Origin of the sequence: Nitratifractor salsuginis DSM 16511 (assembly GCF_000186245.1) — a bacterium.
In the GTDB taxonomy this organism is placed as follows: Bacteria; Campylobacterota; Campylobacteria; order Campylobacterales; family Sulfurovaceae; genus Nitratifractor; species Nitratifractor salsuginis.
In genome coordinates this window covers 1,418,966-1,444,046 of sequence record NC_014935.1, presented here as the reverse complement: position 1 = coordinate 1,444,046, position 25,081 = coordinate 1,418,966, and the positions used below count along the sequence as shown (strand labels likewise).

22 protein-coding genes are annotated in these 25,081 nt (G+C 53.0%); 12 read left to right on the top strand and 10 right to left on the bottom strand.

Translation table 11 applies throughout. The features are described from left to right. Positions 1 to 112 precede the first annotated feature (112 nt). Complete coding sequence (locus NITSA_RS07300; RefSeq protein ID WP_013554378.1) at positions 113 to 1,402, top strand: SEL1-like repeat protein; 1,290 nt, start codon at positions 113 to 115, stop codon at positions 1,400 to 1,402. On the opposite strand, the gene NITSA_RS07295 is transcribed toward NITSA_RS07300, so the two are convergent. Continuing rightward, positions 1,397 to 2,707, bottom strand: coding sequence for an adenosylmethionine--8-amino-7-oxononanoate transaminase (locus NITSA_RS07295; protein WP_013554377.1), 1,311 nt, complete (start codon positions 2,705 to 2,707; stop codon positions 1,397 to 1,399). The two genes, NITSA_RS07300 and NITSA_RS07295, sit on opposite strands and share 6 nt — an antisense overlap. Before the next feature lie 89 nt (positions 2,708 to 2,796). On the opposite strand from NITSA_RS07295, the gene NITSA_RS07290 reads away from it, so the two are divergent. The 7 genes from NITSA_RS07290 (at position 2,797) to NITSA_RS07260 (ending at position 11,534) form a co-directional block, all read left to right on the top strand. Further along, on the top strand, positions 2,797 to 4,263 hold the full coding sequence (locus NITSA_RS07290; RefSeq protein ID WP_013554376.1) for a peptidylprolyl isomerase: 1,467 nt from the start codon (positions 2,797 to 2,799) through the stop codon (positions 4,261 to 4,263). Position 4,264: 1 nt separating this feature from the next. Further along, complete coding sequence (gene ftsA / locus NITSA_RS07285) at positions 4,265 to 5,677, top strand: cell division protein FtsA (protein WP_013554375.1); 1,413 nt, start codon at positions 4,265 to 4,267, stop codon at positions 5,675 to 5,677. A 27-nt stretch (positions 5,678 to 5,704) separates the two neighbouring features. Next, positions 5,705 to 6,880: a cell division protein FtsZ gene (gene ftsZ, locus NITSA_RS07280; RefSeq protein ID WP_013554374.1), complete on the top strand. Its 1,176-nt coding sequence runs from the start codon at positions 5,705 to 5,707 to the stop codon at positions 6,878 to 6,880. A gap of 113 nt (positions 6,881 to 6,993) precedes the next feature. Next, positions 6,994 to 7,596 (top strand): UPF0323 family lipoprotein, encoded by a 603-nt coding sequence (locus tag NITSA_RS07275; RefSeq protein ID WP_013554373.1) that lies wholly within the window; start codon positions 6,994 to 6,996, stop codon positions 7,594 to 7,596. A 1-nt stretch (position 7,597) separates the two neighbouring features. Next, positions 7,598 to 8,779: a glutathionylspermidine synthase family protein gene (locus NITSA_RS07270; RefSeq protein WP_013554372.1), complete on the top strand. Its 1,182-nt coding sequence runs from the start codon at positions 7,598 to 7,600 to the stop codon at positions 8,777 to 8,779. Next, positions 8,776 to 9,324 carry a L,D-transpeptidase family protein gene (locus tag NITSA_RS07265; protein ID WP_013554371.1) on the top strand — a complete coding sequence of 183 codons (549 nt, stop codon included), beginning with the start codon at positions 8,776 to 8,778 and terminating at the stop codon, positions 9,322 to 9,324. Before NITSA_RS07270 ends, NITSA_RS07265 begins: the two co-directional genes overlap by 4 nt. An 8-nt stretch (positions 9,325 to 9,332) precedes the next feature. Beyond that, positions 9,333 to 11,534 carry an IGHMBP2 family helicase gene (locus NITSA_RS07260; protein WP_013554370.1) on the top strand — a complete coding sequence of 734 codons (2,202 nt, stop codon included), beginning with the start codon at positions 9,333 to 9,335 and terminating at the stop codon, positions 11,532 to 11,534. A gap of 38 nt (positions 11,535 to 11,572) precedes the next feature. Here NITSA_RS07260 and NITSA_RS10920 read toward each other — a convergent pair whose 3' ends face one another. The 3 genes from NITSA_RS10920 to rpoD are packed head-to-tail and all read right to left on the bottom strand — an operon-like array spanning position 11,573 to position 14,979. Next, complete coding sequence (locus NITSA_RS10920; RefSeq protein WP_013554369.1) at positions 11,573 to 12,292, bottom strand: M48 family metallopeptidase; 720 nt, start codon at positions 12,290 to 12,292, stop codon at positions 11,573 to 11,575. Continuing rightward, positions 12,289 to 13,065 (bottom strand): competence/damage-inducible protein A, encoded by a 777-nt coding sequence (locus NITSA_RS07250; protein ID WP_013554368.1) that lies wholly within the window; start codon positions 13,063 to 13,065, stop codon positions 12,289 to 12,291. Before NITSA_RS07250 ends, NITSA_RS10920 begins: the two co-directional genes overlap by 4 nt. Before the next feature lie 57 nt (positions 13,066 to 13,122). Further along, on the bottom strand, positions 13,123 to 14,979 hold the full coding sequence (rpoD, locus tag NITSA_RS07245) for an RNA polymerase sigma factor RpoD (RefSeq protein ID WP_013554367.1): 1,857 nt from the start codon (positions 14,977 to 14,979) through the stop codon (positions 13,123 to 13,125). Between the two features lie 142 nt (positions 14,980 to 15,121). On the opposite strand from rpoD, the gene gmhB reads away from it, so the two are divergent. From gmhB to gmhA, 4 genes are all read left to right on the top strand, one after another. After that, entirely contained in the window at positions 15,122 to 15,613 is a 492-nt protein-coding gene (gene gmhB, locus NITSA_RS07240) for a D-glycero-beta-D-manno-heptose 1,7-bisphosphate 7-phosphatase (RefSeq protein ID WP_013554366.1), read from the top strand. Next, entirely contained in the window at positions 15,603 to 16,595 is a 993-nt protein-coding gene (gene rfaD, locus NITSA_RS07235) for an ADP-glyceromanno-heptose 6-epimerase (RefSeq protein ID WP_013554365.1), read from the top strand. The genes gmhB and rfaD overlap by 11 nt, the downstream gene beginning before the upstream one ends. A gap of 82 nt (positions 16,596 to 16,677) precedes the next feature. Continuing rightward, positions 16,678 to 18,111 carry a D-glycero-beta-D-manno-heptose-7-phosphate kinase gene (gene rfaE1, locus NITSA_RS07230; protein WP_013554364.1) on the top strand — a complete coding sequence of 478 codons (1,434 nt, stop codon included), beginning with the start codon at positions 16,678 to 16,680 and terminating at the stop codon, positions 18,109 to 18,111. Beyond that, positions 18,108 to 18,674 (top strand): D-sedoheptulose 7-phosphate isomerase, encoded by a 567-nt coding sequence (gene gmhA / locus NITSA_RS07225; protein ID WP_013554363.1) that lies wholly within the window; start codon positions 18,108 to 18,110, stop codon positions 18,672 to 18,674. The genes rfaE1 and gmhA overlap by 4 nt, the downstream gene beginning before the upstream one ends. 48 nt (positions 18,675 to 18,722) lie before the next feature. Here the strand turns inward: gmhA and NITSA_RS07220 are convergent, their stop codons facing one another. The 6 genes from NITSA_RS07220 to NITSA_RS07195 all read right to left on the bottom strand — a co-directional run bounded on the left by NITSA_RS07220 (position 18,723) and on the right by NITSA_RS07195 (position 25,081). Continuing rightward, a complete protein-coding gene (locus NITSA_RS07220) occupies positions 18,723 to 19,259 on the bottom strand; it encodes a Uma2 family endonuclease (protein WP_013554362.1) in 537 nt (178 codons plus the stop codon). A gap of 37 nt (positions 19,260 to 19,296) precedes the next feature. Next, positions 19,297 to 20,274: a glycosyltransferase family 9 protein gene (locus NITSA_RS07215; RefSeq protein WP_013554361.1), complete on the bottom strand. Its 978-nt coding sequence runs from the start codon at positions 20,272 to 20,274 to the stop codon at positions 19,297 to 19,299. 54 nt (positions 20,275 to 20,328) lie between these two features. Continuing rightward, positions 20,329 to 21,183 carry a Wzz/FepE/Etk N-terminal domain-containing protein gene (locus NITSA_RS07210; protein ID WP_013554360.1) on the bottom strand — a complete coding sequence of 285 codons (855 nt, stop codon included), beginning with the start codon at positions 21,181 to 21,183 and terminating at the stop codon, positions 20,329 to 20,331. Between the two features lie 55 nt (positions 21,184 to 21,238). Next, positions 21,239 to 22,522, bottom strand: coding sequence for an exopolysaccharide biosynthesis polyprenyl glycosylphosphotransferase (locus NITSA_RS07205; RefSeq protein WP_169308537.1), 1,284 nt, complete (start codon positions 22,520 to 22,522; stop codon positions 21,239 to 21,241). Between the two features lie 72 nt (positions 22,523 to 22,594). Further along, a complete protein-coding gene (locus NITSA_RS07200; RefSeq protein WP_013554358.1) occupies positions 22,595 to 23,962 on the bottom strand; it encodes a mannose-1-phosphate guanylyltransferase/mannose-6-phosphate isomerase in 1,368 nt (455 codons plus the stop codon). A 3-nt stretch (positions 23,963 to 23,965) separates the two neighbouring features. Continuing rightward, positions 23,966 to 25,081 carry a glycosyltransferase family 4 protein gene (locus NITSA_RS07195; RefSeq protein WP_013554357.1) on the bottom strand — a complete coding sequence of 372 codons (1,116 nt, stop codon included), beginning with the start codon at positions 25,079 to 25,081 and terminating at the stop codon, positions 23,966 to 23,968.

The following is a 25,081-nucleotide window of genomic DNA, read 5'->3' as shown; positions in this document are numbered from 1 at the left end:
TAATACCAAAATATTGAGTCCACAACTTTCTATATTTTTTAACATAAATTATAGAGAGCTATGCTATGATTTCGGAAAGTACGGGGAAAAAACCCTGGGAATTGGGGAGGCTATGGAAGAGATCACCAAACGTTTTGAGATTGTCAGATTGGCGGTTCAGTTGGGAGATGTCCGAACGATCGAAATCCAATGTGATGCACTGCGCAGCCTGAGTCTGAACGAAGAGCTCGATGAGATCATCGAGCTGCTGGAGAGTCGCAATTACCGTCAGGCCCTCTACGAGATGAAACACTACACCGAAAAGGTCAAGGACGAATTTTTCGAAGTGGAGGCGCCGAAGGCACAAAGCCCGAAAGGTGCTCAACGTGCTTCGGATCGGGCGATGGCAGGGCTTTTCGATCTGGAACCGGTCGCTGAAACACCTTCCCGGGAGGAGCGTGTCCTGGATGTTGAAGATCTCCTGCGCCTCTCACGAGAGAACCGGAAGTCCACGGTCAAAGAGTATGTGCCGGCTCCCACTTTCGATCTGGAGACGGAGGAGGTCGAATCGGAAGAGAAAGCGACCGAAACGGCAGCGGCCCCGCAACAGGGATCTGTAGTTTCGGAGAGTGAATCTGACATACAGGTATCGCAGGAAGAGAATGAAAATGTGACGGAAGAGTCGGCGGAGAGCAGGCAAGTCGAGGAGCCTGCTCCGGCCGAGGAGCTGTCGTCGGAAGAACCTGTCGCCTCCCCGATCGTCGAACGGGAAAGTGAAGCGCAGAAGGTTGTCGAAGAGAAAGCCGCATCTATATCATCTTCTCAAACGGCGCCACCGGGCCAGGCGGGAGAAGAGCGCTACGCCCCCATCCCCTATATCGGCCAGAAGTTTCGCAATATGATCCATCAGTTCCCGCCGGTGGAAGAGGCGGAACGCGTCCCCGCCGTGGTGGAGGAGATGCAGAAGAAGATCGCCAGGGAAGGGTACAGCGAATCGGAGATCGAAGCCTTCCTGAATCATTACCGACGTTACAAAGAGGAGGGACGCAAAGGCGAAGCGGCGCTGGTGCTCCTCCTGGCGGCTGCTACGGAGTCTCAGTTCGCACAGTTCCTTTTGGCGCGGGAACTCTTCAAAGGGGAAATCATCGAAGAGGACCACGCCGAAGCCTTTACCCAGATCAATACTTTGGCGGATCAGAATTTCCCCGAGGCGATCTGCGACCTTGCCCAATTCTATGAACACGGAGTCGGCATCGGCAAGGACCGTCAGCTCGCTCTGCTCCTCTACGAAGAGGCGGCCGAGATGGGCGTGGCGAGGGCGGCCCGCCACTATCAACGGCTCAAAAATTCCCGGGGGCTCAAAGGGTTGCTCGGGAAAGTGAAGCTCCCCGATCTTCCCCTGAAACTCCCCAAAAAATCATAAGGCTCCCCGGCCTACGCTTTTCATCCCCTCATAGGCGACCTCCATCATCAAATCGATCTGCTCTTCGGTAATGACGTAGGGAGGCATAAAGTAGATGACATTCCCCAGGGGACGCAAAAGCACCTCGTGCTCCAGCCCGTAGCGGTACACTTCCAGCCCTTTTCGCTCCTGTGCCGGATAATCGATCATTTCGACTGCGGCAATCATTCCGGTTTGGCGGATGGATTTGACGGTGTCAAGCTCCAGGAAACGTTGCAGGTTCTGTGCCATTCTCCGGGCCTTGGTATGGTTGACTTCCAGGGTGTTTTCCCGCTCAAAAAGCTCCAGGGTCGCCAGGGCGGCGGCGCAGGCCAGAGGATTGCCGGTGTAGCTGTGGGAGTGGAGAAAGGCTTTGTATTCGCTGTAGTCGCAGTAGAAAAGCCCATAGATCTCATCCAGGGTCATCACCACGGAGAGGGGCAGATACCCGCCGGTCAAGCCCTTGGAGAGGGTCATGAAATCGGGGGTGATTCCCGCCTGCTCACAGGCGAACATCGTTCCGGTCCGCCCGAATCCGGTCATGATCTCGTCGGCGATGAGGTGCACCCCGTATTTCCGGGTCAACTCCCTGGCTCCTCGGAGATACTCCGCACCGTACATATGCATTCCCCCCGCTCCCTGGACCAGAGGCTCCACGATAAAAGCGGAGATCTCTTTCCCACGCTCGGCGAGCAGGGCTTCCAGCGCTTTCAGAGCTTCGCGGCTCGCTTCGGGGCTCGTGTCCCTGGGGACGGGGGTCTGGATGTTGCGGATGAGCAGGGGTTCGTAGGTCTCTTTGTAAAGCTCCACATCCCCCACGCTGAGGGCTCCGAGGGTTTCACCGTGGTAACTGTTGCTCAGGGAGAGGAAGAGGGAACGCTCCTCTCCCCGGTTGCGGTGGGCGTGGTAACTCATTTTAAGCGCCACCTCCACGGCGCTGGATCCATTGTCGGCGAAAAAGACTTTCTCCAGTCCCCGCGGGGTCAGGTGTGCCAGCTTCTCAGCCAGCTCCACGGCGGGCGCGTGGGTGAATCCGGCGAGGAGTACATGCTCCAACTGCCTTGCCTGGCGGGAAACTGCTTCACTGATATGGGGGTTGGCATGTCCAAAGAGGTTGACCCACCAGCTGCTGATGGCATCAAGATAGCGGCGCCCGTCGAAATCGTAGAGCCAGACGCCTTCTCCCCGTTTGATAGGAATAAGCGGTAGCGTTTCGTGATCTTTCATCTGGGTGCAGGGGTGCCAGATATGCCGCAGATCACGCTCCATCAGTTCCCGGTTTGTCATATCCTTTTCCTCCCCGCTTGACAGGTAATCCACCCTTAATCACATCTTTACTAGAATATGAGGCAAATTCTAACATAAGGCAGAGCGGAATGATCGCATGGATGCAAAAGCACAACAAATATCTGGTGGTGACGATCTGGATCGCCACGATTGCGTTTATCGGAGCGGGCTTCGTCGGCTGGGGAACGTACAAATACGGCTCGAAGGCCAGCTCGATCGCCCAGGTGGGAGACGTCTCCATCACCCAGGAGAAGTTCAATTTCACCTATCAGAATCTCTATCGTGAGTTCGCTCAGAAGCTGGGCGGGAAATTCGACGACGCCAAAGCCAAAGAGATGAAACTGCCCCAACTGGTGTTCAACCGGCTCGTGATGCAAGCCTATCTCCTGAACCTGGCGAAGGAGTATGGGATTATCGTTTCCGACAAAGAGTTGGCGGAGGCGATCGCTTCTCTCCCCTCTTTTCAGTCCGGGGGTGCCTTCGACAAAAAGATCTACGAAACCTTCCTCAGCTCCAGAAGGCTGAGCGCCAAAGCTTTTGAATCGATCCTGCGGGACGATTTGACCATCGAAAAGCTGATGAAGCTTATCAGCAAGGGTTCCGTCCCTTACGAGCGTGAAGTGACGGCAGCCGCGCTCAGCGTCGCCGACAAGATCCGCTATACCGTCCTCAGCCCCTCCGATGTCAACGTGAGTGTTGACACCGCAGCGGTCAAAAAATATTGGGAACAACATAAAGAGAGTTACAAAACACCCCGGCGCTATAAACTGGAGATTCTCTGGACGGATACATCCGCGATCAATCCCGATGAAAAGGAACTCGAAAAGTTTTATCACAAAAACAGTTTCGACTACACCGATGCCCAGGGAAAAGAGCTGAGTTTCGAAGCGGCCAAAGCGCAGGTCCTTAGAGATTACCGGATCAAAGCAGGGAAAAAAGCGGCTCTGCTCGATTACATCGCTTTGAAAAAAGGGAAAAAACAGGCGAGCGAAGTCAAAACTGTTGCAGAGGGCAGCCCCGAGCTTTCTGACGAGCTTTGGAAAGAGATCAAAACCCATTCTTCTGGATCGCTCATCAAGCCCAAGCCTGTCGGTGATCGTTATGCGACCGTCAAGGTTGATCAGGTCATCGAACCGAAGATTATGGATTTTGATACCGCTTCAAAATTGGCAGAAAAAGATTGGTTGGCCCAGGCAAAGCGCGAAGCTTTGAATAAAAAGGTGGAAAATCTGATGAAAAACCCAGCAGCACTCACTCGGCAGAGCGCTTATCTGAGCTTGACAAAAACCGAGGAGCTTCCCCCGCTAAATCTGGGAGAAAGTTTACAGTTTTTACAAAAATTATTTACATCTAATGATAAAAACGGTATCATTGACCTCAATAAAAAGAAGGTGGTCTACGCGATTGTGGATCAAAAATTTGAGAAGGGTGACGAAAACCTAAGTCGAAGTATTAAAGCGACGGCAGATCGGATCAAGAAATCCGAATTCGAAGAGAACCTGCTCAAAGAGCTCTCGGCAAAATATCCCGTGAAGAAATTCGTGAAAGGAATCTGAATTGGCAGAGACGATTCTGGCGATTGACATCGGTTCAACAAAAATTGCCGCTGTCATTGCCGAAGTGGCGGATGACGGCAGTATCACAGTGACCGGGCACGGCGTCGTCCGCTCCCAGGGAGTCAAAAAGGGGATCATCACCAACATCGAGCTGGCATCCAAATCGATCAAAAAGGCGGTCACCGACGCCCGGCGGATCGCCGGAAAAAATATCTCCAACGCCACGGTCTCCATCTCCAACGCCTATGCCCGGAGCCTCAACTCTACCGGCATCGTCAACATTCCCCATCAGGACATCAGCATCAAAGAGATCAAACGGGTGATGGACACGGCGCTTTACAACGCCAACATCCCCAACGAGTTCGAAGTGATCCATGTCCTCCCCTACAACTTCAAAGTCGATGAGCAGGATTTCATCGAGGATCCCTACGGGATGAACGCCAGCCGGATGGAAGTGGATGTCAACATCATCATCACCCAGAAGTCGGCGCTGAGCAATTTGACGAAGGCGGTGCGTTCGGCCGGCCTGGAGATCGACGGGATCGTTCTCAACAGTTACGCTTCGGCTTTGGCGGTGATGGGTGAGGACGAGCGGGAGCTGGGAGTCTGCGTCATCGATATGGGCGGCCAGACCAGCAGCCTGATCGTTCATATCGGCAACTCCATCCGCTACAACGATTTCCTGGCCGTCGGGTCCAACCACATCACCAACGACCTCTCGATGGCACTCCATACGCCGCTGGAGACAGCCGAGAAGGTAAAGATCCGCCATGGGAATCTCTTGGAGAAGTCCAGCGAATCCATCGAATTGCCGGTGATCGGGGACAGCGAAAACCGCAATACCATCTCCCTGGAGATCGCCCACAGCGTGATCCTGGCCCGAGTCGAAGAGGCGTTGATGATCCTTTCCAAATCCCTGGACAAGAGCGCGCTTAGAGAGCAGATCGGTTCAGGGATCGTCCTGACCGGCGGGCTGACAAAGCTCAAAGGGATTCGGGAGCTGGCCCAGGCGATTTTCCACGGGATGCCGGTGCGCATCGGTTACCCGAGAGAGCTCGGGGGGATGTATGAGGAGTTGAAGGATCCTTCCTTCTCGACGGTGATCGGTCTTCTGCTCTATAAAGCGGGAGAGCATACCCAGTACGAGATCGATCACAGCAAAACTCTTCTGCATCACAAAGAGATCCAGACGACCAATGTGACCGACATCGCCGAGTTCGACAAAAAAGAGACGGCTCCCAAAGAGCTGAAGCAGAAGAGAGAGCCTATCGATCTCGGGCTCGACCTGGGTGAAGGGATCCAGCAGAACACTCTGGATCTCGATCAGGAAGGGGATCTCTTTGCCGCAGCCGGCAAAAAACGTGAAGGAAATCCTTTCAGCCGATTCGTCAATTGGGCGAAACAACTATTCTAAAAACCATAAAAAGGGGGAGAGAGACTTATGGAAAACTTTGAAATCGAAGTCGAAACGACAACAGCGGGCAGTTCGGAACTGGAGGGTGCGAAGATCAAAGCCATCGGCGTAGGTGGCGGTGGCGGCAATATGATCAACCATATGATCTCCGAAAATGTCAAGGGGATCGACCTAATCGTTGCCAATACCGATGCCCAGGCCCTCGATTCTTCTATGGCTCCCATCAAGTTGCAGTTGGGATCCAACGCGACCCGTGGGCTGGGTGCCGGTATGAAGCCGGAGATCGGCCGGGAAGCCGCGCTGGAGAGCTTCAGCGAAATCAAAGACACCCTGGCGGGGGCCGATATCGTCTTCATCTCTGCCGGACTCGGCGGCGGTACCGGGACGGGAGCGGCTCCCATCATCGCCCAGGCGGCCAAAGAGGTCGGAGCGCTGACTGTCTCCGTTGTGACCACTCCCTTCAAGTTCGAGGGACGCAAACGCCAGAAACTGGCCAAAGGCGGCCTGGAGGAGCTCAAACGCGAAAGTGATTCCATTATCGTGATCCCCAATGAACGGCTGCTCTCGATCGTGGAGAAAAACCTCGGCATTAAAGAGAGCTTCCGTCTCGTGGACGATGTGCTTTGCCAGGCGGTATCGGGGATCTCCAATGTCATCCTCTCTCACGGCCCCAACGATATCAACCTCGACTTCGCCGACGTCAAGACCGTCATGAGCCATCGCGGCCTCGCCCTGATGGGTTCGGGCAGCAGCACCGGTGCCAACGCCGCCTACGATGCGGCCAAAGCGGCCATCGACTCTCCGTTGCTGGACAACATCTCCATCAACGGGGCCAAAGGAGTCCTGGTCCATTTCCATATCCACCCCGATTATCCCATCCTGCAGATCTCCGAGGCGATGGAGATCATCGAGGAGCATGCCGACGAGGATGCCAGCGTCATCTTCGGTACCACGACCGACTCCAATCTGGAGATCGATCAGGTCAAAATTACCATCATCGCTACCGGCTTCGAAGAGCCCGAAGCGGTCTCCGCTCCCTCCCAGGCGGAGAAGGTGCAGCAAGCCTCCGATCTCCTGGGTTCGCAGAGTGCCAACACCCCCAACCCCTATCATACCTATCAGGGGCGCAAGATCGTCGGAGGAGAACCTCTGGACGAGGATATCCTCGACGTGCCCACCTTCCTGCGCAAGCAGATGGATTGATCGGGCCTCTTTCCCCCTCTCTTCTCTCCCAAATCCCCGTCTCTTTTGCTATCATACTCCCATTCAAGTACCGTACGAAATATATTGACAGAAAATGACAACGAAGGAGATTTATGCGTTACATCAAAAAAGCTTCACAGATCGGTGCCCTGGGGCTGGGTGCACTATTGGCCGTAGGCCTGAGTGCTTGTCAGCAGCGCAATGAAGGGCAGCAGGCGGTCCAGCCGCAGGAGAAGAACGCTTTCGTCGTGATCGAAGAGGTCAAACCGGGCAAGTACAAGATCGCCGAAGAGTTTCCCGCCAAGGAGACCCGCATCATCCTCAAAAAGCTCGACGGGACCGAAAAGGTCCTGACCCGGGCCGAGATGGATGCATTGATCAAAAAGGAGGAGGCCAAGATCGAGAACGGGACCTCACCTTTGACGAGTCCCGAAGGGGCACAGGTGGCCCAACAGGGCGGCTTGAGTCTCGGTGAAGCGATCCTGGCCAGCGCCGCGGGAGCCATCATCGGCTCCTGGATCGGCAGCAAACTCTTCAACAACCCCAATTACCGGCAAAACCGTCGGGCCGGTTACAAGACCCCTTCTGCTTATAACCGCAGTGTCAACAGCTTCAAAAAAGGCTCGACAGCTACACGGCGGAACACGACTCGGCGAAGCGGTTTCTTCGGCGGTCGCAGTGGCCGCAGCGGCCGTAGCGGCTTCTTTGGAGGATGAGATGGTTTCCCTGCTTCCCGTAGAACCCCTCGACAAGGCCTATCTCGAATCCCTGGGTTTTGTCTGGCACACCGACAGCGACGAGACCCCCTACCTGGCCGATGTGCTGGTGCAGGTGAGCCCCGAAGAGGCCGAGGCTTACTACCGGGCCGGCAACGAGCTCTACGATATGTATGTGGCGGCGGGGGAGTATGTCATCGAGCACAACCTCTTCCACGAGATCGGGATCCCCTTCAACCTCGTCGAACTGATCAGGGAGAGTTGGGAGAGTGAAGTACACTGGCACCTCTACGGCCGTTTCGATCTGGCGGGTGGGATCGATGGAAAACCGATCAAGCTCCTGGAATTCAATGCCGATACCCCGACGGCCCTTTTCGAGACCGCCATCGTCCAGTGGGCGATCCTCAAAAAGAACGATTTGGATGAAGCGGCCCAGTTCAATGTCGTCTACGATGCCCTTTTGGAGAATTTCAAGCGAATCGTGACCCTGGAAGAGAGTGTCGAAGCTTTCAAAGAGCGCTACGAAGGATGGCGCTTTCTCTTCACCTCGGTCCGCGGCAATCCCGAAGAGGAGAATACGGTCCGGCTGCTGCAGTACATTGCCGACGAAGCGGGTTTCGAGACGGGGTTTGCCTACATCGACGAGATCGAATTCGATGCCGAGGAGGGGATCTTTTACCGGGATGTCAATTACGAACTCTGGTTCAAACTCATCCCCTGGGAGGATATCGCCCTCGAAGAGCCCGATCTGGCGATGCTGCTGACTCAGATCGTGCGCAATCAAAAGGCGATCATCTTCAATCCCGCCTATACGCTGATGTTCCAGAGCAAGGGGATCCTCAAAGTGCTTTGGGACCTCTATCCCGGACATCCCCTTTTGCTGGAAACTTCGCTCAAACCGATCCCGGGCAAGATGCAGGTGCGCAAACCCCTCTTCGGCAGGGAAGGGGGGAATGTGGCGATCCTCGAGAGTGACGGTGAGACGGTCGTCGCCGATATTCCGGGGGAGTACGGGAACTATCCGATGATCTATCAGGAGTATGTGGATCTTCCACAGGATGTGGAGGGCCATCGCTACCAGGCCGGCCTCTTCTATGCCTATGAATCCTGCGGGCTGGGCTATCGCCGCGGCGGTTTGATCCTCGACAACCTCTCCAAATTCGTAGGGCACATCATCCGATGACGCTACGTTTATTGCTACTCTTCGCTTTCGGCAGTCTGATCTTTGCCGCCGGGCCTTCGGCCTTCAAAGCGGTCTCCGAGACGGTGCAGAGCCTTTCTGTCTCCAAGAAACCCTCGATCCCCAAAGCTCAGAAGGTTCTGATCATCAAATCGGAACGAAAACTCTATCTCTTACGGAATGGCAAGCCCTACCGGGAGTATCATATCGCCCTGGGCAAACATCCCGTCGGGCCCAAGCGCCGGGAACATGACCAGAAGACGCCGGAGGGGAACTATACCCTCGACTTCAAGAAAGCCGACAGCAGCTACTATCGGGCGATTCACGTCAGCTATCCCAACAGTACCGACAAAGCGCGGGCCAAACGGTTGGGGGTCAATCCCGGCGGAGCCATCATGATCCACGGCCAGCCCAACTGGTTCGGCTGGCTCTCCATTATCCGCCAACGCTTCTACTGGACGGCCGGTTGCATCGCGGTGAGCAACGGCGATATGGATGAGATTTGGCAGGCGGTCGACCCCGGCACCCCCATCGAGATCCGCCCTTAGGAGAGACTATGGCCAAACCCTCTGCGATCTACCTGACCCTACCCATCGACTATCCGGCGGAAAAGCGGGAGCGTCTCCTCAGACGCTACGGTATCAAGCCCGGCAACATTTCCCGGACCTGGGAAGCGGACGGGTTTGTCCTCTACCTCCTCAAAAGGGGCCTGGTCCCCAAGGTGCCGCCCGAGTGGATTCCCGATGAGCGGCGGCGTCATCGTATCCGCCGTATCCACGACTACATCGAAGAGTACCGGCAGCTCATCGAGTTGGAGCGGGAGGCGGAGCGGCGTAGCCGTATCGAAGAGATCAAGCGCTTCAGCGGCAGGGAGCTCGAGAGTTTCGGGCGGGCGATCCTGGGTTTGAGGGGGCGACGGGCCGGGACTCTTTTCGATCTGCATCTGGTCCGTTACGGACGGGACCGTAGGATCGAGACGGAGATCTCCGGCGGCGACATCGTCCTGGTGAGCCGGGGCGAACCGCTCAAGAGCGATCTGAGCGCCACGGTGATGGGGGTAGGGCGCAACTACATCGAGCTGGCCTTCAGCCAGGTTCCTCCGAAGTGGGCACTGAAAGAGGAGGTCCGTCTGGATCTCTTCGTCAACGATGTCACCTTCAAGCGTATGGAGAAGAATCTGGAGTCGATGCGCCACCTTCCCGATCCCTATCGGCGCCTTCGGGACATCGTGCTGGAGCTGGAGCCCTGCGGCGAAGCCCCTATGGCAAAGATTGAAGAGGTGGAAGGGCTCAACGAACCCCAGCTCGAAGCCCTTCGGCGCAGTCTGGGGATGGAAGAGCTTTTCCTGATCCACGGGCCTCCGGGTACGGGAAAGACCACGACCCTCACCCGGGTGATCCAAGCCCACGCTTCGAAAGGAATGCATATTTTGGCGACGGCCGATTCCAATGTGGCGGTGGATAATCTTCTGGAGAAGTTGGCAGGCGATGGAGATTTACGCCTGATCCGGGTGGGCCATCCTGCGCGGATCGATTCGAGTCTGGAGCGCTTCAGCCTGATGCGTCAACTGACGGAGGCGCCGGAGTATCAGGAGATCCGGGAGCTTCAGCGCCAGGCGGAAACGGCCGCCCGAGAACGAGCCCGATACAGCAAACCCACCCCGGCGAGGCTGCGGGGGATGAGCCGGGATCGGGTGCTCAAACTGGCCAAAGAGGGACGAAGCTCCCGGGGAGTGAGCGCCGAGACGATCCGCTCTATGGCCCGATGGATCGAAGAGGATAGTAAGACCGAGGAGGCCTTTGAGCGCTTGAGGAGCCTGGAGAGCGCTACGATCAGCCGGCTCCTGGAGGCGGCGGATGTGGTGCTGGCGACCAATTCGATGGTGGGCTCCGACGCTTTGGAGGGGATGAGCTTCGATTTGGCGGTGGTGGACGAGGGGAGTCAACAGATCGAGCCCTCGACCCTGCTGCCGCTCCTGCGTGCGCCGCGCGGCGTCTTGGCGGGGGATCACCGACAGCTCCCTCCCACAGTGTTGAGCGATCTGGAGATCCTGAAACGATCCCTCTTCGAACGCTTGATCTCCCGCAAGCTAGTTCCCGCTACGATGCTACGGGTCCAATACCGGATGCACGAAACGATTATGGATTTCCCCAACCGCTTGATGTATGACGGCGCATTGGTCGCCGATCCTTCGGTGGCCCGACGCACACTTCCCGTCGAAAAGCCCCCCGAAGATCCTTGCCTCGATCCCTCCTTCCCGGTGGTCTTCGCCGATACATCGGAGATGGAAGCCTCCGAACACCTACCGGAGCGTTCCACTTCCTATGAAAATCCCACAGAGGCGGGCCATCTCCTTCGCTGGGTGACTGAGCTTGTCGCCTGCGGGATCGCCCCCGCCCAGATCGGGATCATCACCCCCTATCTGGCCCAGGTCAAACTCCTGCGTCGCCTCCTGGAAGAGTTTCCGGATGTGGAGGTCAAGAGTGTGGACGGCTTTCAGGGGAGGGAGAAGGAGGTGATCCTCATCTCTTTCGTCCGGAGCAATCTGGCCCAAAGTGTCGGCTTCGTCTCCGATCCCAGGCGGCTCAATGTCGCGATGACTCGGGCAAGGAGCAAGCTTCTGATGATCGGAGACCGCTCGACCCTGGAACCCAACGAGCCCTTCGGCAAACTCTTCGAATGGTTGGAGAGCCGGGAGGATGCGAGGATTATCAAACTTGGAACAACCGAGCAATTGAGAAACCGAGCAACCGAGTAACCGATTGGCTAGGTAAGGACTTATTCTCAATTTCAAGATTAGTTCAGGTGAAACTCATAGCTCCGCAGCGCTTTGCGGCGGGCTTTCCAGTCGGGCATCCAGCGCTCGACCAGAGCCCAGAAGGCCGCGGAGTGGTTTTTGTGGCGAATGTGGCAAAGCTCGTGGAGAACCACATACTCCTGAAGCTCGATGGGGCAGAGCAGGAGTCGGGTGTTGAGGCTGAGGTTGTTGCGGGAACTGCAACTCCCCCAGCGGCTCTTGGCCTTCCGGTAGCCCACCTTGGCAGGCACGATCCCGGTGCGGCGGCTCCACTTTTCCACCAGGGGCGGGAGGAGTCTCGGGGCGTGGAGTTTGTAGTAAGCCTCATAGAGAGAACGGATCTCTTCCGTCCCAGGTTCATAGGGGGCTGAGAGCAGGGCCGATTCCTCTGAATCGTCCAGGCGAAGCGTAAGCCGACGCGCCCCTTCTTCGATGGAGATCTTCAGAGGGAGCCTCTCTCCGTTCCAGGGAAATTCTTTGCGATAGTCGAAGCGGGGCGAAGCTTCGGAGAGCTTTTTGAGAATCCAGGGCTCTTTGGCCCTCAGGACTTCATCGATACTCTCCAGAGGTGTTCGCGGCCCGCATCGCACTTCCAGGCGGGGGAGGGGATCGTGACGGATGTAGAGGTAAATGTGTTTGATCCCTCTCCTGCGGGTGAGGGTGAAAAAGATCGTTTGGCCGTCACAGAGGTAGTGGATCAGCTCCCGGGTAGAACTCATTGGGAAGTGTCATCCCCTTCGCTGTAGGGGATATCACGTTCCTCCAGGGCTTGCACGAAGCGATCGTAAGCCTCCTGTACCGCTTTAGGATCCTCTCCACTAAGAGAAATGACGACTCTGGGGCCGTCGCTGTAGAGTTTGGGGAGGCTGGAGAGCTCCACCCCTTCGGGGAGATGCTCCATCACATCGATCAGGGCACTCTCCCGCGTCAGCGCCGTCAGGGTTTTGCGCACACTTTTTTGCTCCTGGTGAGGGAAGAACCGATCCAGCGCCTCCAGGATCATCGGGTGGGCCATCTCCGGAAATCCGGGGACGAAGAAGAAGCGGTCATCGAGATAGAAACCGGGCATTCCGTTGACCGGATTGTTCTTCAAAAGCCGGGCCCCTTCGGGCAGCTCGGCCATCCGCAGAGGATAGCGTTTGTCGGGGACCTCCATCGTTTTGAGGCGTTCCTCGATGATCGCTTTCGCTTCGGGCTGGGTTACGAGCTTGCCGTCTCTGAGGGCCTCGGCGGCGGCCAGGCGGGTATGGTCGTCCGGCGTCGAGCCGATCCCCCCGAAGCTGAAGACCACCGACTCGGGGATCTCGGCGAGAAACTTGAGTGTTTTGACGATCAGTTCCGGATCGTCCTCGATGGTGAAGCTACCGCTGAGTTTGTATCCCCGCTCCAGCAACGCCTGGCTGACGAAATCGAAGTGACGGTCCTGCCGGCGGCGGTTGAGGATTTCGGTCCCGATGATGAGGAAGAAGAATTTCGGTTCGTTGTGCTTCAATTGCTGTTCCTGATAACCAATGACCAAGGACTAATAACCCGAGGAGTGAGCCTTGCCTCACTCCTCGATATAGTTCTTGAGCTTTCTACCCACTTTGGGGTGTTTGAGCTTTTTGATGGCGCTGCTTTCGATCTGGCGGACCCGTTCGCGGGTGACATTGAGCTCTTTGCCGATCTCTTCGAGGGTCCGGTCGCTCATATCTTCGAGCAGGCCGAAGCGCATCCTGATGACCGCCTGCTCCCGCTCGTTGAGCTGACCGAGCACTTCGTCGATCTGCTGGTTGAGGTCGTCGTTGAGGACCGCCTCGGTGGGGCTGATGGAGTTTTTGTCCTCGATGAAATCCCCGAAGCGTCCGTCATCCTCGTCCCCGACCGGGGTCTCCAGGCTCACGGGCTCCTTGGTGATCTTGATAACGTTCTTGACCTTGTCCACGCTCAGGCCCACCTCTTCGGCGATGGTCTCCAGATCGGGCTCTTTGCCGGTCTCCTGGAGGTGTTTGCGGATGATCTTGTTGATCCGGTTGATGGTTTCGATCATATGGATCGGGATCCGGATGGTGCGGGCCTGGTCGGCGATGGCACGGCTGATCGCCTGGCGGATCCACCAGGTGGCGTAGGTGGAGAATTTGTAACCCTTCTGATATTCGAACTTGTCCACCGCCTTCATCAGGCCGATGTTCCCCTCCTGGATCAGATCGAGGAAGGGAAGCCCCCGGTTGGTGTAGCGCTTGGCGATGGAGACCACGAGGCGGAGGTTGGACTTGGCCATCCGGGTTTTGGCCTTTTCGCTTTTGGCTTTGCCGATGCGGATCTGCTCCAGAATCTCTTCGAGCTTCTCGGGAGGGAGGTCGAAACTGTTCTTGCTCGCTTCCCGGGTCTCGAAGAGCTTTTTGATCTGCACGTAGGTGCTCACCATCGTCGTCTCGGGGACCGCCGCGGCGATCTCCTCTTTGGACATATTGACGATGTTCTCCAGAATCTTCCGGTGGTTCTCCCTGAGCTGATCGTTAAAGAGCTGCAGCCGGTACTCCAGGCGTTTGAGCTCCTTTTCGAAGCCGTCGTCGCTCTTGAGGGCCGTCTCCATCGCTTTGACCAGCTCGTTGATCAGTTTGCTGGTGGGCCCCAGGTTGATCAGGGCCTCTTTGAGTTGATGCTTACGGAAGGCGACTTTGAGCCGCTCGTGGAAGATGGTCTCTTCGTCCGCTTCACCTTCCTCCTGGAGTTTGAGGAGTTTATTGCGCTCTTTGAGCCAATCTTTCTTGGCTTTCTCCAGGGCTTTGAAGCTTTCGACGACCTGCTTGACCCTTTTGTCGGCTTTTTTGGCTTTGCCGGCGGCTTCGTCGAGCCCTTCGTCCTCGTCGTCGCTGCTGCTGTCTTCGAAGCTTTTAAAGAGCTCTTTGACCCGGCGCTCCCGATTGAGCAGGGGCTCTTTGTAGTTGAGGATGTAGTCGATGAGGTAGGGGACGGAGCAGATGGCGTCGATGATGATGTCTTCACCCTCTTCGATCTGCTTGCTCAGTTCGATCTCCTCCTCTTTGGTCAGGAGGGGGATCTTGCCCATTTCGCGCAGGTACATCCGCACCGGGGAGTCGGAGCGGCTCCACTCCATCAGCTCCTTCTCCTTGGTGATGTCGAACTCCTCTTCCACTTCACCCTCGCTGAGCCGTTTGAGCCGCTCTTTGCGTTCCTTGGCCTCTACTTCCGTGAGGTGTTTGGCATATTCGGAGGCGGAGACGACCTTGATCCCTTTTTCGTCGGCCATTTTCTTGATCTTCCTGGCCTGGGCGGCGGTGGGGGCTTTGTCGAACTCTTTGGCCAGGTTCTCAAAGGTGACCAGCTCGCCCTTCTTGGTCTTGTCGAAAAGCGCTTCAAGCGTCTTCATCGTCTCTTTTTTCTGTGTCTTCTTGGGGGGCATCTGTCGGAATCTCCTTTGGATATAGGACTGAGGTTTTGGAGGGAAATTAGGGTGGATTATACCGAAAAATCGATCAGGGCTGCTCAAGCCCCATTCCACGGCAACTTTAATTTTAAGCTATAATAATACAAAAAGTGAGGGTATGGGACGGCTCAAAGCGCTTTTTCTCGATCGTGACGGGGTGATCAATATCGACCACGGCTATGTGGGAAGCATCGAAGATTTCCAATTCGTCGAAGGGGTCCTGCCGATGATCCGCTTGGCCCAGGAGGCGGGGTATCTCCCCATCATCGTGACCAATCAGTCGGGGATCGGGAGAGGGTACTACTCCCGGGAAGATTTTGAAAAAGTCACCCGCTTTATGATCGAAAAGATGCGTGAAGCGGGCATAGAGATGAATCGGGAGCAGGTCTTCTTTTGCCCCCATACTCCCGATGAGGGCTGCGCCTGCCGCAAGCCGCGCCCGGGGATGCTTCTGGAAGCAAAAGAGCGTTTCGGTCTCGATATGGAAGCCTCCTGGATGATCGGTGACAAAGCCGGCGACATCGAAGCGGCCCGGGCCGCCGGGGTGGGCCGCCGGGTCCTGGTCCAGCCCAACCAAGCACTAAACTGGAAGGAACTCAATGGATTTTAACCACAAAACGATTCTGATTACCGGAGGGGCCGGATTCATCGGTTCCAATCTGGCCTTCTCTTTTCAGGAGAACTATCCCGAGGCTAACGTCGTGGTCTTCGATCTCTTCCGCACGGGAGAGACCTTCGCCAACGGCAATCTGCGCAGCTTCGGCCACTACAAGAACCTCCAGGGCTTCCGGGGAGAGATCATCACCGGGGACATTACCGATCCGGAGGACCTCAAGCGCCTGAGGGATTTCAACTTCGACTATATCTTTCACGAGGCGGCCATCAGCGATACGACGGTGAACGACCAGAACATTATGATGCGCACCAATCTGAATGTTTTCAAAGATCTCCTGAAAATGGCCAAAGAGATGGACGCGGCGATGATCTACGCCAGCAGCGGAGCCACCTACGGCAACGCCCCGGCGCCCCAGACGGTCGGCAGGGAAGATCCGGCCAATATCTACGGCTTCAGCAAACTGGCGATGGACCATCTGGCCTATGAGTGGATGAAAAAGAGCGATCGGCCCATCGTGGGGCTGCGTTATTTCAACGTCTACGGCCCGAGGGAGTTTTACAAAAACAAAACCGCTTCGATGGTGCTGCAGTTCGGCCATCAAATCCTGGCCGGCAAACGCCCCCGGCTTTTTGAAGGGAGTGACAGGATCCTAAGGGATTTCATCTATATCGACGACATCATCCAGGCCAATGTCAAAGCCTGCGATCCCAAAGAGAGCGGAGTCTACAACGTAGGTACCGGCAAGGCACGCAGCTTCCAGGAGATCGTGGATATTCTCCAGAAGGAGCTGGGCACCGATCTGGAGTGCGAATATATCCCCAACCCCTACGTTGGGCAGTATCAATTCTTCACCCAGGCCGACATCGAACCGACCCGTGAGTATCTGGGCTACGAACCGGAAGTGAGCCTTGAAGAGGGGATTCGGCGCTATGTGCCGGAGATCGAGCGGCTTTATGAGACGGAAGTCAATGAATAATGAGGAATGAGGAATTAGGAATGAGGAATTTCGGTTTGCGTTGCGTTGCAACGCTTTTTTTGAATCTTAGAGATTGTTTCCTATGAAGAACTATCAGCGTTGTCAGCCGAAGATTTTGGTACTCGGTGATCTGATGATCGATCACTATCTCTGGGGCAAGACCGAGCGGATCTCTCCCGAGGCGCCGGTACCGGTTATCGATGTGCGTGAAGAGAGCGAAGTGCTCGGGGGTGCCGGGAATGTGGTGAACAATCTCGTGACCCTGGGGGGCCGGGTCGAGGTGGCTTCGGTCATCGGGGCGGACGGCAATGGGAAGCGCCTCAAAGAGATGCTTGAGGCCCTGGGGGTGGGGAGTGAAGCCTTGATCGAGGAACCGGGGCGCAGCACCACCCGCAAGAGCCGGGTGATCGCTTCCCATCAGCAGGTGGTCCGTTTCGACAGCGAAACGCGACAGCCCATCAGCCGGGAAAGTGAGGAGGAGCTTCTGGAACGGATCGAAGCCCTTTTGGATGAGGGGATCGATACGATCCTGATCTCCGACTACGGCAAGGGGGTCGTGACCGAAGGGCTCACTCAGGGGACGATCGCTCTAGCGAAGCAGCGGGGTATGCGGGTGATGGTGGATCCCAAGGGGAAAGATTATTCCAAATACCGGGGAGCGACCGCCATTACCCCCAACAGGAAAGAGGCGAGCGAAGCGACGGGGATCGCCATTGCGGATGAAGCGAGCCTGAGAGAGGCGGGCTTTCGCCTCAAAGAGGAGCTGGAGTTGGAGCGGGCCATCATCACCCTGAGCGAAGAGGGGATGGCGATCTTCGGGGAAGAGATGCAGATCATTCCCACCGTGGCGAAAGAGGTTTATGATGTCACGGGCGCCGGCGATACGGTGATCGCCACGCTGGGTTTCGTGCGGGCCTGCGGGGGAAGCATCGACGAAGCGGCCCGCATCGCCAACGCCGCCGCCGCCGTGGTGGTGGGCAAACTGGGAAGCGCCACGGCGAGCTGGGAAGAGATCATCGCCTATGAGAAGAGCCTGCACGAGTCGGGGACCGAAGATCGGATCCTGGATCGTGAGGCATTGGCCCGCAGGGTCGAGCGCCTGCGCCGGGAGGGAAAGCGGATCGTCTTTACCAACGGTTGCTTCGATATTCTCCATCTGGGGCACGTGAAGTATCTGCAAAAGGCCGCCTCGTTTGGCGATGTGCTGATCGTGGGGCTCAACAGCGACGATTCGGTCCGCCGGCTCAAAGGCCCGGAGCGCCCCGTCAATCCCCAATACGACCGGGCTTACCTCCTGGCAGCGCTCGAGGCGGTCGATTACGTGACGATCTTCGACGAGGATACCCCCTACGAGCTCATCAGGACCGTCCGGCCCGACGTCCTGGTCAAGGGGGGTGACTACGCCGGCAGGGAGGTCGTCGGCAGCGACATCGCCGGGGAGCTTCGCCTCGTGGAGTTCGTGGAGGGACGGAGCACCACTGCCACCATCGAAAAAATGCGAAAGGAAGCGCAATGAAAGCCCTGATCTACAAGAGCCTGGCGGCCCACCGGGAAGCCCTGGACCTGCTGGAGACCCAAATGCAAGGCAGTATCGAAGCGGCGGGCCGTCTGGCGATCGAGGCCCTCAAAGAGGGGAAGAAGATTCTGCTCTGCGGCAACGGCGGCAGCGCGGCGGATGCCCAGCACATCGCCGCCGAATTTACGGGACGCTTCGTCAAGGAGCGGCGGGGGCTTCCCGCCGTGGCGCTGACCACCGATACCTCTGCCCTGACCGCCATTGGCAACGATTACGGCTTCGAGCGTATTTTCGAGCGTCAGGTTGAAGCGCTGGCGGTGGAGGGGGATCTGCTCATCGCCATCTCCACCAGCGGCAACAGCGCCAATGTCCTACGGGCTTTGGAAAAGGCCAACGATCTGGGCTGCCTGACTCTGGGGCTTAGCGGTCGGGACGGGGGAGCGATGAACGATCTATGCGATTTGAATCTGGCCGTTCCGGTGGAGGAGACGGCTCGCATCCAGGAGATGCATCTCCTCATCGGCCATCTGCTCTGCGCAATGGTGGACGAGAATTTCAATTAAAAGTTAGGTAAGCAAACTTCTCAGCGCTCAGCGCTCAACGCTTAACACTCAATTCCAGATCTTTGAGAAATCGAAGTCGATGACGCAGTCACCAAGCTTGAAGGTGAAATTCTCTTTTTGAGCGTCGAGGGCTTTGATATAGCGCCCCTCACTGAGCTGGAAGATTTTGGCCATTTTTTCGTCGGGATAAACGATCACGTAGTAATCCACGCCTTCTTTTTCATAGAGCGCATATTTGAGGTGTTCGTCTTTGGCGGCGGTGGAGGGGGAGACCACTTCGAAGATGAGGGAAGGGGCTTTGCTGATGTAGCTTCCCTCCGGCTCGTAGCAGAGTACCAGATTATCGGGTTGCACGACGGTATCTTCGGCGATCTTCCAATCGATCGGCAAATAGGCGGAGCATCCAGGACACTCATCTAGGGTTTCATCGAGCTGGCGTGCGATTTTATTACTGACTTTTTGATGTTTTGGTAAAGGAGCCGGGCTCATCGCATAGGCTTCTCCCTCGATGATTTCCCATCGTCCCTCCCAATTTTGATAATCACGGTAGGTATAGTGAGGTTTTAATTCATAAGCTAAGCTCATAGCCTCTCCTTTTATATCGCTCCATAAATTATAACATTTAGGCATTTATCGCAGAATCATTCATGTTTAAAAGCATCTCCTGAGCAGCTTCAATGACTTCCTGAGGGGTGATCTCTTTCATACAGGCGTGATGTTTGAGGTGGCATTGGCGCTTCATGCAGGGAGCGCACTCCAAATCGTGACGTACGATGTGGCTGTGGGGATTCATCCACTGGGAAGTCTCCAGCCATTTGGTGGGGCCGAAGATCGCGACGCTGGGGACTTGATACGCCGCGGCGATATGCATCGGACCGCTGTCGCCCGTGATGAAGAGGTCGAGCCCGGCGATCTGGGAGCAGAGCCGGGGGATGGTCGTTTTTCCCGCCAGGTTTTCCAGGTTTTTTACACCTTTTTCTCGGATCATCCTCTCGATATCCGAAGCGATATCAGTCTCACCCGGCCCTCCGAAAATGACGATATCGAAGCGATCGGCCAATGCAGCGGCGACTTCGGCGAACTTCTCGGGATACCAGCGTTTGGCGCTGCCGTAGGTGGCCCCCGGGTTTATGCCCAGTGTGGGGCGGGGATACTCCGCTTTGGGCCAATAGAGCTTCAGGGGTCCAGGCACGTCTTTTCGGCCGGTGATGCTGTTGATGAAGGCTTGGTAGCGCTGGACATGATGGAGCGTTGAGCGTTGAGCGTTGAGTGTTGAGGGTTTGAATTGATGGATTTTTTTCGATCCGGTGAGGATGAGTAGGAGTTTTGAAGAGAAATGGCTGCGGAACGTGATGGCGAGATTGTGTGGGCCGAGTTCTTTGGCCAGCTTGTAGATATTCAGGGGGCGAAAGCCGCGCGATTTCGTTCTGTCTACGACGACCCGATTGACCCTCGGATGGGCGCGGAGGGCTTCGGTGGATAGATAGGAGCCTGTCAGTGTAATCTGTGCCTTGGGATAGGCGGCAAAGAGATTTTCCAGAGCAGGAGTGCTCATCACGGCATCACCGAGCCAGGTGGGAAGTTCGATGAGAATTTTCATATTTTTCCGATCGTTACCGTGGCGATTTTTGGCATGCTTTCTCTACTTCATTATTTATTGATCGGACTGTTTTTCTTTAAATCCTTCAACAAATTCCAAAAAGAAAGCCAAAAAGACAGAGAGCATCAGGCCAGTAATAAATGCTACAGTAATAATGAGTTTCTTTTTAGGCTTGATAGGATGGTCCAGTACTTCCACTTTTCCGACTATACTACTTTTCTGAATGTTTAAAGGAGAAATAGAAAGGTTTATATTTCTAAGTTGATTTTTCAATTGAAATATCTTATACATGAGAGAATTGAGTTCTGTCTGTTTTTTTCCAATTTCTATAGAATAGATACCAGCCAAAGCGGCATCTTCCTTGGAAATACGCAATAGCTTTTCTTTATAGTCGGCAATATCTTTTTCAATTTGCTTAACTAACGTCTGATATCTTTCTAAATCTCTTTTTATCAAATGTATATTTTCCATTTGTGTTTGGATGTATATATTGAGTTCCTTATTCTGTAACGCAGAAAGATAGGCTACGACCTCTTCCAGTTTTTTCTTTGCAGAAGAATTGCTATATCCATTAGTCGTAATTACAAGAAGGCTTTTTGATTTTTTTGGTAATTCAATGCTTTTTACAATAGGCAGTTCTATTTTTTTATTTTTTTCATTTACATCAAATATGAATTCTAACTTTTCCTTGAGATCATTTGGATTCTTTATTGGTTGTTTATTGATCTGTGCGAGTTCTACAATAGTTTTTGCTTCATAGATTGGTTTGGCTATAAAAACATACATAATTGCAATCAATGTAATGAACCCGGCAATTAGCCATATAAGTTTTCTGCGCTTTTTTAATATAGCAAGTAGTTCGTGTAGATCTATTGTGTCTTCATGTATGCACTGCGCATTATTTTCCAAGACATATTCCTTTCTATTTTCAATAAAAAATGTAGTATTGTCTCATAAAAACACTTTAGTATGCCCCATCCCGTTTGAGCACGACTTTGACAGTCTTTAACAAGATAACAATATCCAACCAAAGTGACCAGTTTGAAACATACCATTTATCAGTTTCTACTCTAAAGTCATAGTCTGTGTCGCTGCGACCGCTGACTTGCCAGAGTCCTGTGATTCCCGGTTTGACCATAAAGTAGTATTCGGCGTCATCTTTATAATATTGTTCTAGTTCTTGCTGAATAACCGGTCTAGGCCCTACAAAATTCATTTCGCCTCTCAAGACATTGAAAATTTGAGGGAGTTCATCCAGAGATGTTTTGCGAAGGATGGCGCCGATCTTCGTCACTCTTGGATCATTTTTGAGTTTAAAATTTTTCTCCCACTCTTCGCGGATCGGCGGATCGGTTTCAAGCAGCTTTTCCAAGCGGTCCTGTGCGTCCTGATACATACTTCTGAATTTTAGAGTGGGAATGAGCTTTCCTTGCTTACCCACTCGCATATGAGCGAAAAATACAGGACCGGGGGATTCCCGTTTGATGAGGATAGCTATGATCCCAATGATCGGAAGCAGTATAGGCAATAGGAGAATAGCAAGTAGGTAGTTGAATGTGATATGGATAATTTCCCTATATTTACTTTTTAGGCGATTTTTATAGACGATAAGATTGGTTCGCGTATTTGATAGTTGATAGATCGTCGACTGGGTCAGATCATACTCGTTGATGAGAGGTATGAAGATCACTTCATCGCTCTTTTTTGTCTTTTCTGCTATGAGCTTATGGAGTTTTTCCACATCGGTATCTACTGAATTGATAAAAACTGTTTTCTCTTTATCTTTGTCAGATTCGGTATATCCGAGATAATAATTGTCAAATATCTCTTTGGTAACAAAAGGATCGTTCCCGTACACAGAAGCTGGCCTCTGCCATAATCCCATATGATAGAGGAGTTTTTTGGTGACAATCTTAAGGAGTGGAATGATCAGCATCATACAGGCAAAGATAAAGATTATCGTCGCCCTGGAGTACTCCTGTATAGACTTGGTCATTGCCAAAAATGCCAGGACGAGAATGAAAGAGAGGATCAACGCTTTGATGATCTGCCTGGTTTCATGCCAAAAATCGTATCTCTTGGTATATATTCCTTCATAGGCGAGCATGGAAAGGGTGGTGATGTAGATGAGAGGAAATTCCAAATACATCGATAGACTATGTCCAAATGTATTTGCAAATGAATCATCCAGGAAAACTCTCAATTGATATCCGACGATAATAGACAAAACAATCGCCAGAGTATCCATCAATATTAATATAATTTTTGAATATAGTTCTTTCATTAATTATCTATCATCTTATAAATTGATATCAAAAAATCAGTCTCGTCTGAAATCATCTTCAATACGAATGATATCATCCTCACCTGTATATTCTCCAACCTGGACTTCTATCAGGACCACCGGAATGATGCCATCATTGGCCAATCTATGGACTTCCCCCATCTTTATATAAGTTGACTCATTGGGGCGTAGGATTTTTGTCTCTTCTCCTATCGTCACTGTCGCTGTACCGCTTATTACGATCCAATGTTCGTTGCGATGGTGGTGTTTTTGTAGACTGAGGCGCTTTCCGGGTTTAACCACGATACGTTTGATCTTATATCCTTCGGCCTCTTCGAGGATGGTATAGGTACCCCAAGGCCTATGTCCGGTAAGATGTATATGGTGAAGTTCCGAATCTTTACGTATTTCTTCGACGACCTTTTTTACTTTTTGTGATGATCCTTTTTTGCTGATGAGAAGTGCATCACCTGTATCTACTACGATAGTGTCTTCTATATCGATCGTAGCGATCTTTCTCTCATTTCCATAGATCAGATTATTTTTGCTATCGATGGAGACAAGGTTTGGATTGAGTGTATTTCCGTGTTTATCTTTTGGCAATTCTTCGTATAGACTGTCAAAACTACCCAAATCTGACCAGCCTATGTCCGAAGCCACCACTTTTACATTACCTGATTTTTCCATAACTGCATAATCGATACTGTTTTCAGGAATGGCAAGCATATCTTCAAGCTTGATTCGAACAAGATCCTTTTTATCGGCATTCTTATATGCCTTTAATGATGCCTTGAAGATATCAGGGGAGTGTTTTTCCAACTCTTCGAGAAACACTCCCGCTTTAAACATAAACATACCGCTGTTCCAATAGTAATTGCCCGCCTCCAGATAGTCGGTAGCAGTATCCAGGTCCGGTTTTTCGTGAAATGCTTTGACGTTTTCCCCGTCAGCTTCAATATATCCAAAGCCTGTTTCAGCAAAGTGAGGCGTGATACCAAATGTCACAAGGTGATCCTCTTCCGCCAACTTTTGAGCTCTCTGTAAAGCTTTCTTATACTCGGTTTCATTTTTGATGAGATGATCACTGGGGCTCACAAGTACCAACTCTTCAGGTGCTAATGCCATACAGGCCAAAGCTATCGCCGGAGCGGTGTTTCTACCAATGGGTTCCAGAATATATGAGTTGTTGTGCTGACCGATTTCCTCAAGTTGATCCAAAGCAAGAAAATATTGCTCTGCATTCGAGACAATCAATTGTTTGTCACATACATTACTGTTTCTTTCTACAGTGAGCTGAAAGAGTGATTTGTTTTCGAACAGTTTGACGAACTGTTTAGGCATCAGTGTCCTGCTGATAGGCCACAGCCTTGTTCCGCTTCCCCCACATAGGATGACGTTTGTCATATTTTATAACCTCTCTTTCAAAAATTCATCATACTTTGCATTGACAAAATTTTCTATCTCTTTTTCAAAACGGACTTTAGAGAATTTCAAAGCATGCTCTCTGATTCTCACAGGATCAAATTTTAATGATTCAAACCTCTCGATAGCTTTCAATAGGTCTTCGACAGTCTGCTCTTTAAAGTGGACCCCGGTCTCTCCATCTATCACGGTTTCTTTTGTACCACCTTTGCCCAAACATATGACAGGGGTACCGCAAGCCTGGGCCTCAACAGGAACTATGCCGAAGTCTTCCTCTGCTGCGAAAACAAAGGCTTTAGCCTTTTGCATATGCTCGAGTAAAACATTATCACTTGCAAAACCAAGAAATTCAATATTTTCACCTGCAAAAGATTTTATCTTTTCCATATCAGGCCCTGTGCCTATAACGATAAGTTTTTTGTCTGTTTTGGAAAAGGCCTCGACAATAAGGTCGATCTTTTTATAGGGGACCATTCTTGAAGCAGTTAAATAAAAGTCCTCTTTGGATTCCTGTAGTTCGAATCTATCGACATCGACAGGAGGGTAGATAACCGTTGACTCCTTCCCATAAATCTTTTTGATTCGTCGTGCTATGTAGTGAGAATTGGCGATGTAATAGTCTACTCGATTGACTGTACTGATGTCCCAGAGACGAATCTTGTGTAAAAAATACTTCGCTAGTTTTCCTTTTAGCCCTCTATCCAAACCACTTTCTCTCAAATACTGATGATAAAGATCCCAGGCATAACGAATGGGTGTATGGACATAGGATATGTGTAGTTGATTAGAATTGGTGAGCACGCCTTTCGCCACTGCATGAGATGAAGATAAAATGAGATCATACTTACTTAAATCAAATTGTTCGATGGCCAGAGGAAATAGTGGTAAATAATTCCTATATTTATCTTTTGCTTTAGGAAGGTTTTGTATGAAGCTAGTTTTTGCTTTCTTCCCATTTAATATTATGTCTCTATCTCCATCGGTCAGGAAATCGATAAGACTGTATACTTCAAAATCGTTCCAAATGTTGGTAAAACTCTCCACGCATTTTTCCGCTCCAGCATATACAGAGAACCAATCATGCACCAACGCTTTTTTCAT